We start from the raw sequence: 12,061 nt of genomic DNA on the forward strand, positions 1-12,061 counted from the left end.
CCACCTCGCGGCAGTCGGCCAGCAGGCACGCGCTCGTCGCACCGACCGCCTGGCGGGCCGCCGGTGCGCCGACTGCGCACCAAACCGATCTTCGGCCGATCCGGCCGGCTGACCGACCGCGGGCCGACTGTCAGTCGGTGGCCGCAACGGCCTCGTCGACCGTGGTGTGAATCGGGAACACCTTGGTCAGACCGGTGATCCGGAAGATCTTGAGAATGCGCTCCTGGTTGCAGACCAGGCGCAGCGAGCCCTCATGAGCCCGGACACGCTTCAGGCCGCCCACGAGCACGCCGAGGCCGGTGGAGTCGAGGAAGTCGACGCCTTCCATGTCGACAACCAGGTGGTAGCTGCCGTCATTCACCAACTCGACCAACTGCTCGCGCAGCTTGGGCGCGGTATACACATCAATCTCGCCACCGACCTCGACGACCGTACGGTCGCCACCAGGGCCGGACACATTGCGAGTCGACAAGGACAGGTCCACGGATCCTCCAGCACCTTGCTATCGAGCGGTCGCCCCTCAGTCTCCCCGGCGGAGCCAGGGAACGGATCGCCAGCCGCGATGGCATTCAATCACTTACCAGCAGCCATGCACGACGCCTTGGGACCATTGTCCGTCATGCCAGTGACACACTCGGTGTCGATGGCCAAGAATCACCGCCCCAGTCAACCACCCGGGAACAGCGACACCAGTCACTCTCCCGCCATGGTCCTCGACCGGCTCGCCGCAGTGGCGGGCCGGTCGACGCGCATCACTCATACGGAGCACTTGCCCCCGCGTGCGGGAACTCATGCCACTTGGCCCGATCGCATCCGGCCGGAAGTTGTCGCCGCGATCCAGAAGGCCGGAATCGATCACCCGTGGGCGCATCAGTCGGCCGCCGCCGAGCACGCCCTGGACGGCGAATCCGTGGTCATCGCCACCGGCACGGCGTCCGGCAAGTCGCTCGCCTACCTCGCCCCGGTCCTCAGCGCCCTGCTCGACGGCTCCGAGGCCCCGAACGGCCGCGGCGCCACCACCCTGTACCTGGCCCCCACCAAAGCCCTGGCCGCCGATCAGAGGCGTGCCGTGAAGCAGCTCGCGGCACCGCTCGGCAACGCCATCAGGCCCGCGGTCTACGACGGCGACACCCCGGTCGAGGAACGCGACTGGGTGCGTCAGTACGCCAACTACGTCCTGACCAACCCCGACATGCTGCACCGCGGGATACTCCCGTCCCACCCCCGCTGGTCCTCCTTCCTGCGCGCCCTGCGCTTCGTCGTCATCGACGAGTGCCACACCTACCGTGGTGTCTTCGGCTCCCACGTCGCCCAGGTGGTACGACGGCTCCGCCGTCTGTGCGCCCGTTACGGCGCCGATCCGGTCTTCCTCCTCGCCTCCGCCACCGCGGCGGAACCCTCCGTCGCGGCCGGCCGCCTCACCGGTCTCCCGGTCAAGGAGGTCGCCGACGACTCCTCGCCCCGCGGCGAGCTGGTCTTCGCACTGTGGGAGCCGCCCCTGACCGACCTGCACGGCGAGAAGGGCGCCCCTGTCCGACGTACCGCCACCGCCGAGACCGCCGATCTCCTCACCGATCTCACCCTCCAGGGAGTCCGCTCGGTCGCCTTCGTACGCTCCCGGCGCGGCGCCGAGCTGATCTCCGTCATCGCGAAGGAGCGCCTCGCCGAGGTGGACCGCTCCCTGCCGGCCAGGGTCGCCGCGTACCGCGGGGGCTATCTCCCCGAGGAACGCCGCGCCCTGGAGCGCGCCCTGCACTCCGGGCAGCTGCTCGGCCTGGCCGCCACCACCGCCCTCGAACTCGGCATCGACGTCTCCGGCCTGGATGCCGTCGTCATCGCCGGCTATCCCGGCACCAGGGCGTCGCTGTGGCAGCAGGCGGGCCGTGCCGGGCGCTCCGGTCAGGGCGCCCTGGCCGTCCTGGTGGCCCGCGACGACCCGCTGGACACCTTCCTCGTCCACCATCCCGAGGCGCTGTTCCAGCAGCCCGTGGAGTCGACCGTCCTCGACCCGGACAATCCGTACGTCCTTGCCCCTCATCTGTGCGCCGCCGCCGCGGAGCTCCCCCTCACCGAGCCCGACCTGGAGCTCTTCGGCCCGGCAGTGGCCGAGCTGCTGCCGCAGCTGGAAGCCGCGAAACTGCTGCGCAAGCGGGCATCGGGCTGGCACTGGACCCGCCGCGAGCGCGCCGCCGATCTCACCGACATCCGTGGCGAGGGCGGCCGCCCCGTCCAGATCGTCGAGGAGGGCACCGGCCGGCTGCTGGGCACCGTCGACGAATCGGCCGCGCACACCGCCGTCCACAAGGGCGCCGTCCACCTCCATCAGGGCCGCACCTACCTGGTCCGGAAGCTGGATCTGGAGGATTCGGTGGCCCTGGTCGAGGAGGCCGCCCCGCCGTACTCGACCACCGCACGCGACACCACCTCCATCGCCGTCCTGGAGACCGACACCGAGATCCCGTGGGGTGACGGGCGGCTCTGCTACGGCTCCGTGGAGGTCACCAGCCAGGTCGTCTCCTTCCTGCGGCGCAGGGTGATCACCGGCGAGGTCCTCGGCGAGACCAAACTGGACCTGCCGCCCCGCACCCTGCGCACCCGCGCCGTCTGGTGGACGGTCACCGAGGACCAGCTGGACGCCGCCCGTATCAACCCGGAGATCCTGGGCGGCGCCCTGCACGCCGCGGAGCACGCTTCGATCGGGATGCTGCCGCTCTTCGCCACCTGCGACCGGTGGGACATCGGCGGCGTCTCCGTGCCCCTGCACCCGGACACCCTGCTGCCCACGGTCTTCGTGTACGACGGCCACCCGGGCGGTGCCGGATTTGCCGAGCGGGCCTTCCACACCGCCCGTACGTGGCTGACCGCGACCCGGCAGGCGATCGCGTCCTGCGAGTGCGAGGCGGGCTGCCCCTCCTGCGTCCAGTCCCCCAAGTGCGGCAACGGCAACGAACCCCTGCACAAACGCGGTGCCCTGCGCCTCCTCACCGAACTCCTGCGATACGCACCCCCGGCTCCCGGGGAGCCGGGCCCTGCGGAGCCATCGGTGCCGAAGTCGGCTCCAGAGGCGGAGGATCCGGAGTCGGCTCCAGAGGCAATGGCGGAGGCTCCGGAGAGCCGGGAGCAGCCGCCGGAGAGCCGGGAGCAGCCGCCGGAGGGCCGGCCCTGGACCTGACCGCCGGTTCGTACGGCCCGAAACTCACTCGGGCCGTCACATCGGCGATCTCCCCGCGCACCGCGCACCGGACCACCACGGCCCCCTGCGCCGCAGCCACCTTCTCGGCGGCCCCACATGCCGCCCCAGGGCCTTGCAGGGCCCGGTCGGCCGCCGCCAGGGCCGCCAGGTCCGCCACACCGCCCGCCCGGTGCCGAACGGTCACCACCTGCCCGAGGGCCAGCACGACCGCGAACACCGCGCACAACGTGGCCGTGGTCATCGCCACCCACACCGTGGCCAGGCCCCTGTCCCCATCCGCCGACCCCGCGCATCCGCGTGCCGGGCTCCGGCTCGGACCCCGGTCCGGATCCCGGCGCCGATCGCGAGCATGACCGCGACCGTGCTCCCTGCCCTTCTCGCCCGTCCCGTTCACTGCGCCACCCCCACCGTGGCCTCGGCCAGTGCCGCCGCTTCCGCGTGAAGCGTCAGGGCCAGCGGGCCCGGCCCCGGCAGCGACGCCGCCACCCGTACCCGCCACAGCTCCCCGGCCCGTTCCATCGCGACTTCGGCCCCGCCGGGTGCCGCCGAACGGGTGACCTCCAGCACCTGCGCCTCCGGCTCGGAACGGGCCGCCGCCCGCGCCCCGGCCCTCGCCGCGTCCACGCACCGGATCTGGGCGGAGGCAGCCATCAGCGCCCAGACCAGCACCAGGGCGAACACCACCAGCACCGGAATCGCCATGGCCGCTTCCGCCGTCACCGCACCCCGATCCCCTCCGGCGCACGCCCTGGGACCGCTCTCAGAACTTCGCATCGAGCGCGTCCTTCAGCAGTGACTGCAGTGCGGACATGACCGGCTGGCTGGTGACCACCTTGTAGAGCACCGCCGCGAACGCACAGGCCGCGATCGTCCCCACCGCATATTCGGATGTCGTCATTCCGCTGTCCGACCGAACTCGGCGTGCCATGCCGCGCACCCAGTCCCTGATTCGCTGCACCATTCCGACCCCCGCGAAATTCTTAATTCATATTGAATGGAAGTTTACTTATGCTTTTCGGTCATCCGGTGTGAAGCAGTCCGGTCGCCAGACCGATCACCACGGGCGCCACCCCGACTGTCAGGAATGCGGGCAGAAAGCAGAGCCCGACGGGAGCGGTGATCAGCACACCTGCCCGCTGGGCGCGTGCCACGGCCGCACTCGCACGTTCCGCCCGCATCGCCTCGGCCAGCCGCGCCACCGGCTCCGCCGCCGGAGCCCCGGTCGACCCCGCCCGCTCCAGGCAGCGGGCCAGCGCACCTGCACCCGGTATCTCCCCGAACCGCCCCCAGGCCGCCGCAGGTTCACCACCGAGACGGATCTCCGCGGCCGTCCGTGCCAGGCGCACGCCGACCGGCCCGCCCAGCGACTCCCCCACCGCCTCCGCCGCCTCCCGCGGCCCGGCTCCGGCGGAGATGCAGGCCGCCAACAGGTCGGCCGCCAGCGGGAGCTGACGTGCCGCCTCCGCCATCTCCGCGAGCCCGTCCCCCGGTTCGGGGCTGCTTCGGGCCCGCTGCCACCGCCAGGCGCCGTAGGCCCCCACCAGCCCTGCCACGCACCCCGGCAGGCCGCCGACCAGGACCCAGCCCGCCGCCGCAGCGCCCAGTGGCGCGATCCACTCCTTCGTCCGGGCACCGGGTGCCGTGGGTTCGCGCCCACTCCTGCGCTCGCGCCGACGCTTCGGCCGGTCGATCGCCAGCAGTGCCGCGCCCCGGCGGCGCACCGTCCGCCTCCTCCGAAGCCCCGCCAGGGCAAGGGCGGGACAGACGACCGCACTCAGCACCGCGCACACTGCCGCCGCCAGGCGGACGGCTTCGCCGGTGACCCCGCTCACGCCGCCTCCCCCGCCCGTACGATCCGGGCTGCCCAGCAGAGTCCGGCCGCCTCCAGGAGCCCGCCCGTCGCCAGACAGACCAGCCCGGCCGGGGTGTGCAGCAGCACCTCCAACGGATCCGCCCCGAGCGCCGCCCCCAGCCCCAGACCCAGCACCGGGAGCAGCGCCAGCACGGCCACCGTCGACCAGGCACCGGCCAGTTGGGCCCGTAGCTCCTCCCGTCTGCGCCGCTCGGCCCGCAACGCGCCCTCCAGGCGGTCCAGACCCGCCGCGAGCCCGGCCCCACCGTCGACCGCCACCCGCCAGCAGGCCGCCACCCCGGCGAGCCCGTCCAGACCCGGCTCCCGTGCCGCCTGCCCGAGCGCCCCCGGCACATCACCGCCGAATCGCGCCGCAGCAGTCACACCGGCCTCAGCCGCCCCCATCACCCCGGTGCCACGGACGGCGACGAGCAACGCCTGCCCCGGTTCGTGTCCGGCCCGCAGCTCACCCACGACCGCGCCGCACAGCGCCACCACCCCGGCCGCCCGGCGTTCCCGCTCCTTGCCCAGGGCTCGCCTCCGCAGCCACCGCCGCACCAGCGGCACCGCCACCGCCCCGGCCAGCAGCGGCAGCACGGACTCCCCCAGCGCGGCGACGACCAGCGCCACGGGGAGGCAGAGCCACTCCCGCCGCTCCCCCGACCACTCCCGCGACCGCGCCCAGACCTGCTCCCAGCGCACACGCAGCGGCGACCGAACCGCCCCGTCGACGAACAGCACCCGGGCTCTCCGCCGCCCATGGTCCTGCGCCACCACGAACCAGGCCGCCACCCCGACGCACAGAACCACCGCACAGCTCGCGCTCGCCGACAGCCCCATTGGCACACCCCCGGTCACAACGCACCCCCGATCAGCGACCGCAACCGCTCCCAGCCCTGCTCCCGCACGAATCCATCGGCACCCCAGCGCAGCGCGGGCACGGTCACCACCAGCCCTGCCGCGTCCCGCTCCAGAACCTGCACCTCGGCGATCCGCCGCTGCCCGGCCCGGTCCCGCACGAGATGAATCACCACCGACAGCGCGGCCGCCAACTGGCTGTGGAGCGCCGTCCGGTCCAGCCCCGCCGCCGTCCCCAGGGCTTCGAGACGGGCCGGTACGTGCTCGGCCGCATTGGCGTGAACCGTCCCGCAACCGCCTTCGTGGCCCGTGTTCAGCGCGGCCAGGAGTTCGGTGACCTCGGCGCCCCGGACCTCCCCGACCACCAGCCGGTCGGGCCGCATCCGCAACGCCTGCCGCACCAGGTCCCTGAGGGTCACCCGGCCCGCCCCCTCCTGGTTGGCGGGGCGCGACTCCAGGCGCACCACATGCGGATGGCCCGGCCGCAACTCCGCCGAGTCCTCGGCGAGCACGATTCGCTCCCGCGCCCCGACCGCACCCAGCAGGCTCGACAGAAGAGTCGTCTTCCCGGCACCCGTCCCTCCACTGATCAGATACGAGACCCGGGCCTCCACCAAGGCCCGCAACACCCGGTCACCGCCCGGCGGCACCGTCCCCGCCGCAACCAGCTCCGTCAGCGAGAAGGCCCTGGGCCGCACCACCCGCAGCGACAGGCACGTCGAGCCGACGGACACCGGCGGCAGCACGGCATGCATACGGGTGCCGTCCGGCAGCCTCGCGTCCACCCAGGGGCGGGCGTCGTCCAGCCGCCGCCCCGCCACGGCGGCCAGCCGCTGTGCCAGCCTGCGTACCGCGGCGGCGTCCGTGAAGGTCACCCCGGTGAGTTCGAGACCTCCGCCCCGGTCCACCCACACCCGGTCCGGCGCGGAGACCAGCACATCTGTCACCACCGGATCGGCGAGCAGCGGCTCCAGCACCCCGGTCCCGACCAGCTCGCCACGCAACTCATCGGCTGCACCGAGCACTTCGGCGTCCCCGAGCAGCCGCCCCTGGGCCCGCAGCGCGGCCGCGACCCCGGCCGGCGTCGGCGCCGCACCGCTCTGCGCGAGCCGCTGCCGTACGGCGTCGAGCAGCATCTCCGTCATGACGCACCTCCATCGGCGCGTCCCCCAGCGCCCTCCGGTGCGAGCGCCCGATCCCAGAAGGCCGCGCAGAACCTGGCCAGCGGACCGCGCGCACTACCGCCCGGCGGCGCACCGCCGTCCTGAGCAGCCAGCAGCCCGGCGTCGAGCGGGAGTTCACCGGCGAGCGGCAGCCCCAGCGCCCGCGCCACCCATCGTTCGTCGAGGCCCGCCGCGTACGGCCCGCGGGACACCACCCGCAGGTCGTCCAGGACCATCCCCGCCATGGACGCCACACGCTTCGCCGCCGCGACCGCGCGAAGCTCCCCCGGGACCACCAACAGCCCGAGGTCCAGCTGCGCGAGCGCCTCGGCCACCGATTCGTCGACCCGGCGCGGCAGATCTACGACCACCACCCCGCCGAGCCTGCGTGCGGCGGCCAGCACTGCCCGCATGGCCTGCGGCGGGATGGCCACCCAGTCGTCGCGGCCCCAGCTGAGCACCCGCAACCCATGCAGCGCCGGCAGTGACTCCTCCAGCGCACCCCCGCCGACCCGCCCCTTGGAATGGGCGAAATCCGGCCATCGCATCCCCTCGGCCCGTTCGCCACCGAGCAGCACATCGATGCCACCGCCGAGCGGGTCGCCGTCGATCAGCATGGTCCGCCGCCCGGCCCTGGCCGCGGTCACCGCGAGGGCGCAGGCCAGTGTGGACGCACCCGAGCCGCCCCGGCCGCCGATCACCCCCACGGTGAGCGCCGGCCGGCCCACTCCCTCCGCCGCATTGGCGATCTGGTCGACGAGCCAGCCCTCCGAATCGGGCAGCCTCAGCACATATTCGGCCCCGATCTCCACGGCTCGACGCCAGACATCCGGGGCGTCCTGTTCCCTGCCGACGAGCATCACGCCCCGCCTGCGCACCGCACCTCGGCATCGCTGGGCGGCATCGTCGCCCACGAGAACCATCGGAGCCCGCTCCCAGCTGCCTCTGTTTTCGGGCAGCGAGTGATGAACTTCCGGTTCCGCGCCGGCGGCCGCACACAGCCGCAGCAGATCGTCGAGCAGTTCCACATCCTCGGTCACGATCAGCGGTCCGCCCCGCCGCGCTCCGGCGGCTAGCAGAGGATCCCGTGCGATGGACTCGGCCACGATCTCCGCCCCCTTCTCACTGCACCTTCATCGCGGTTCGCGGTGATCTCGGAGCGTTCCGGGATCGGCGATTCCACAACCCGCGGACTTCGCGGCTGGAATCACCGTGCAGCGCTTCGGAAAATCGTGTGGATCTTGCTCGAAAACTGTGGACAACTCCACCGTTGTGAATATCCCTGTCGCTCATACCGGCGACTTCCGGAGCGCAGCACTTCCACTACGCACCGTGACGAGTCATGGTGGTGGAGACGGAACGAGAAGCGGGCCGTCGTGGCCGAAACGGAGGCGGAATGCCTGATTCCGAACGACAGAAATGCGTCCGGACATGCGACGACCCCCGCCGGGGGGGAGAGCGGGGGTCGTCCCCACGGCCGACTCGGGGGGGGAGGAGCCGGACCGGGTTAGCACGGTCGCGAACGATCCGTGACTTCCATGGTGTACCCGAGAGCCTTCTCAGGCAAACCCACGCGCCAGAGTTTACGCCGAATGATGTCCCCCTATGCTCTGCCTTGTGGAAAACCGCTTCTTGCCGCGCACAGCCGCCTTCTTTGACCTGGACAAGACGGTCATTGCGAAGTCTTCGACGCTGACCTTCAGCAAGTCCTTCTACCAAGGCGGACTGATCAACCGCCGCGCTGTACTGCGCACTGCGTACGCACAGTTCGTGTTCCTTGCCGGGGGTGCAGATCACGACCAGATGGAGCGGATGCGGGAATATCTCTCCGCACTCTGCAAGGGCTGGAACGTCCAGCAAGTGAAGGAAATCGTCGCCGAGACCCTGCACGATCTGATCGACCCCATCATCTACGACGAGGCGGCGACGCTCATCGAGGAGCATCACACCGCCGGACGCGATGTGGTGATCGTTTCGACCTCGGGCGCCGAGGTCGTCGAACCGATCGGCGAGCTGCTCGGCGCCGACCGGGTCGTCGCCACCCGAATGGTCGTCGGCGACGACGGCTGCTTCACCGGCGAAGTCGAGTACTACGCATACGGGCCGACCAAGGCCGAGGCGATCAGGGCCCTCGCGGTGTCGGAGGGGTACGACCTCTCACGCTGCTACGCCTACAGCGACTCCGCCACGGATGTACCGATGCTGGAGTCGGTCGGCCATCCGCACGCGGTCAATCCCGATCGCGCGCTGCGGCGCGAAGCGACCCTCCGCGAGTGGCCGATTCTCGTCTTCGACAGGCCGGTCCGGCTCAAGCAGCGACTGCCCACGTTCTCGCTGCCACCACGGCCGGCATTGGTCGCGGCGGCAGCGGTGGGCGCAGCCGCCGTCACAGCAGGACTGGTCTGGTACACCTCCCGCCGCCGCGCCGCCACGGCCTCCGCCTGACGCACCACCTGGGCGGCAGCCCGGCACGCGCCGGGCCGGTTGGCACGAATTATCCAACTCGCCCGTAATTGAACCTAAAAGTAAAGAAGTGGGGCCAGCACTACCGCTCACCCCGGCTCTGGAGTACAAATGACTCAACGGCCCGCGAGACCAAGGACATCCGAGAGGATTACCTGTAACGCAGATATGGCCCCACGGACCGAGCATGAAAACCGAGCACCCACGCGACGTCGACCCGTCGATTACGGGCCAGCCGCACCAGGGAACGGGCAAAGCACCCCGACCTGATGGGCATATATCGAGGACGCATGGTAACTGGGTAGACATGCCAGCGGCGGTACCGAGGACGGTACCGCCGCAACCCTTTTGTCGGGCATTGAAGTCGACGCCGTGAAGACAATTCGGTGAAGTTACCGCGATGAAGTTACTCCGGTGGATTTATCGCGCCGCACCCCGCGGACTCACCACCCCGGGCCGGGGTCCAGCCGTTCCAAGCCGTTCGCCTGTTACGCGGCTCCGCGCTGCAGGGCCTCGCACACCGCCGTCGACTCCCTGACACCCAGTTCCACGGAGCGTCCGCAGTACGCGATCCAAGCCGCCATCCCCTCCGGCGTTCCCGACAGATAGCCCTCGAACGCCGCGATGTACGCCGCCCGCCCCTGCTCGGCATGGCCGACCTCGGCGGGGCAGATCGACTTGGGGTCGAGCCCGCTCCCGATCAGCACGATCCGCTCGGCGGTCCGCGCGACAAGGCCGTTGTACGAGCCGAAGGGGCGCAGGGCCAGCATTTCACCGTGCACGACGGCCGCTGTCACCAGCGCAGGCGCCGAAGTACCCGAAAGGATCAGCCCGGAGAGCCCCTCCAACCGCCCGGCCACCTCGTCGGCGTCCGGCAGCGGCGCCTCGACCAGCGGCTCGTCCACAGGCTCGCCCGCCAGCCTCGGCCGGCCGACAGCATCGTCGGGTGCCGCCCCGCCGGCCGCGACCAGATGCAGCCGTGCCAGCACCCGCAGCGGCGACTGCCGCCAGATGGAGAGCAGTTGGCCCGCTTCGGCGGTCAGCCTCAGGGCCGCTCCGATCACATGCGCCTCACCGTCACCACTGAAGTCGGTGCGTCGGCGCACCTCCTCCAGGTTCCAGTCGGCGCCCGACAGCGCCGCCGAACCGCGGGCACCGCGCAGCGCCGCTTCCGCGGTGACCTCGTTGCTGCGGCGCCGCATGACGCGGTGACCGTAGACCCGGTCGACGGCCTTGCGTACGGAGTCCACCGCGTCGGCGACCCCCGGCAGGGAACCCAGGGCGGCGAGCGGATCAGAGGCAGTCGTACTCATAGGTAGCGAGGCTACGCGCCCCCTACACCGATACCACCCGGGAGTGGGCTTCTTCACGAAGCGCGACAACCGACCGCGATCACGCCGCTACCCTAGGTGAACATGAAGATCGCTTTCGTAGGGAAGGGCGGCAGCGGCAAGACGACGCTGTCCTCGCTCTTCATCCGCCACCTCGCCGCCAATGAAGCCCATGTCGTCGCGGTGGACGCCGACATCAACCAGCACCTCGGGGCCGCGCTCGGCCTCGATGACCAGGAGGCCGCCGCGCTGCCCGCCATGGGGGCGCACCTGCCTCTGATCAAGGAGTATCTGCGCGGCAGCAATCCCCGTATCGCCTCCAGCGAGACGATGATCAAGACGACTCCGCCCGGCGAGGGTTCACGGCTCCTGCGGGTCCGCGAGGACAACCCGATCTATGACGCGTGCGCCCGTGCGGTCCGCCTCGACGACGGGGAGATCCGGCTGATGGCCACCGGGCCGTTCACCGAGTCCGATCTGGGCGTGGCCTGCTACCACTCCAAGGTCGGTGCGGTCGAGCTCTGCCTCAACCATCTCGTGGACGGCCCCGACGACTATGTCGTCGTTGACATGACAGCGGGTTCGGACTCCTTCGCCTCGGGGATGTTCACCCGTTTCGACATGACGTTCCTGGTCGCGGAACCGACCCGTAAGGGCGTCTCGGTCTACCGCCAGTACAAGGAGTACGCGCGGGACTTCGGGGTCGCGCTGAAGGTCATCGGCAACAAGGTGCAGGGCGAGGACGATCTGGAGTTTCTGCACGCCGAGGTGGGCGACGACCTGCTGGTCAGCGTCGGGCACTCCGACTGGGTACGGTCGATGGAGAAAGGCCGCCCCGCTCGCTTCGAACTGCTGGAGGCGGACAACCGGATGGCCCTGCAGGCGCTGCAGAATGCCGCGGAGGACTCGTACGAGCAGCGGGACTGGGGGCGCTACACGCGGCAGATGGTCCACTTCCATCTGAAGAACGCAGAGAGCTGGGGCAACGAGAAGACGGGCGCCGATCTGGCTGCCCAGGTCGACCCCGCCTTCGTTCTCGACGAGCGGTACGCGCAGGACGGCGCCACTCAGCCCGCCTGAGCCCTTGGCACCTCCGCCGGACGGGTTCGATCCGCCAGGCGCGGGCCGTCACATTTTCGAGCGCCGGACGGGATCGGTTCTCCGACCCGTCCGGCGCTTGACACACGGCCCTGCTGCCCGG

11 protein-coding genes and 1 pseudogene are annotated in these 12,061 nt (G+C 71.1%); 3 read left to right on the top strand and 9 right to left on the bottom strand.

The annotated features are described in order from the left end of the window. Nucleotides 1-130: 130 nt before the first annotated feature. Nucleotides 131-484 carry an STAS domain-containing protein gene (locus tag OG978_RS18745; RefSeq protein WP_003967428.1) on the bottom strand — a complete coding sequence of 118 codons (354 nt, stop codon included), beginning with the start codon at nt 482-484 and terminating at the stop codon, nt 131-133. A gap of 78 nt (nt 485-562) precedes the next feature. Here OG978_RS18745 and OG978_RS18750 point away from each other — a divergent pair, with 78 nt between their 5' ends. Continuing rightward, complete coding sequence (locus OG978_RS18750; protein WP_326766342.1) at nt 563-3,172, top strand: DEAD/DEAH box helicase; 2,610 nt, start codon at nt 563-565, stop codon at nt 3,170-3,172. Between the two features lie 40 nt (nt 3,173-3,212). On the opposite strand, the pseudogene OG978_RS18755 reads toward OG978_RS18750, so the two are convergent. From OG978_RS18755 to ssd, 7 genes and pseudogenes are all read right to left on the bottom strand, one after another. Next, nucleotides 3,213-3,434 (bottom strand): annotated as a pseudogene (locus OG978_RS18755) (Rv3654c family TadE-like protein); the annotation flags it as partial. A 149-nt stretch (nt 3,435-3,583) separates the two neighbouring features. Next, entirely contained in the window at nt 3,584-3,967 is a 384-nt protein-coding gene (locus OG978_RS18760; RefSeq protein ID WP_326766343.1) for a TadE family type IV pilus minor pilin, read from the bottom strand. Beyond that, nucleotides 3,954-4,154 (bottom strand): DUF4244 domain-containing protein, encoded by a 201-nt coding sequence (locus OG978_RS18765; RefSeq protein WP_326766344.1) that lies wholly within the window; start codon nt 4,152-4,154, stop codon nt 3,954-3,956. Before OG978_RS18765 ends, OG978_RS18760 begins: the two co-directional genes overlap by 14 nt. A gap of 58 nt (nt 4,155-4,212) precedes the next feature. Beyond that, nucleotides 4,213-5,025, bottom strand: coding sequence for a type II secretion system F family protein (locus OG978_RS18770; protein ID WP_442817710.1), 813 nt, complete (start codon nt 5,023-5,025; stop codon nt 4,213-4,215). Next, nucleotides 5,022-5,885, bottom strand: a complete 864-nt coding sequence (locus OG978_RS18775) for a type II secretion system F family protein (protein ID WP_326766345.1) — start codon at nt 5,883-5,885, stop codon at nt 5,022-5,024. Before OG978_RS18775 ends, OG978_RS18770 begins: the two co-directional genes overlap by 4 nt. 14 nt (nt 5,886-5,899) lie before the next feature. Beyond that, nucleotides 5,900-7,048 (bottom strand): TadA family conjugal transfer-associated ATPase, encoded by a 1,149-nt coding sequence (locus tag OG978_RS18780; protein WP_326766346.1) that lies wholly within the window; start codon nt 7,046-7,048, stop codon nt 5,900-5,902. Then, a complete protein-coding gene (gene ssd, locus OG978_RS18785) occupies nt 7,045-8,106 on the bottom strand; it encodes a septum site-determining protein Ssd (protein WP_326770077.1) in 1,062 nt (353 codons plus the stop codon). Before ssd ends, OG978_RS18780 begins: the two co-directional genes overlap by 4 nt. 565 nt (nt 8,107-8,671) lie before the next feature. Here ssd and OG978_RS18790 point away from each other — a divergent pair. Next, the gene (locus tag OG978_RS18790) at nt 8,672-9,511 is read left to right on the top strand and encodes an HAD family hydrolase (RefSeq protein WP_326766347.1); all 840 of its coding nucleotides are present in this window, start codon (nt 8,672-8,674) and stop codon (nt 9,509-9,511) included. A 506-nt stretch (nt 9,512-10,017) separates the two neighbouring features. Here OG978_RS18790 and OG978_RS18795 read toward each other — a convergent pair. After that, nucleotides 10,018-10,842, bottom strand: a complete 825-nt coding sequence (locus OG978_RS18795; RefSeq protein ID WP_326766348.1) for an oxidoreductase — start codon at nt 10,840-10,842, stop codon at nt 10,018-10,020. A gap of 102 nt (nt 10,843-10,944) precedes the next feature. On the opposite strand from OG978_RS18795, the gene OG978_RS18800 reads away from it, so the two are divergent. Next, nucleotides 10,945-11,940 (top strand): ATP-binding protein, encoded by a 996-nt coding sequence (locus tag OG978_RS18800; RefSeq protein WP_326766349.1) that lies wholly within the window; start codon nt 10,945-10,947, stop codon nt 11,938-11,940. The last annotated feature ends 121 nt before the right edge of the window (nt 11,941-12,061 follow it).

It is taken from the genome of Streptomyces sp. NBC_01591 (assembly GCF_035918155.1).
GTDB lineage: Bacteria > Actinomycetota > Actinomycetes > Streptomycetales > Streptomycetaceae > Streptomyces.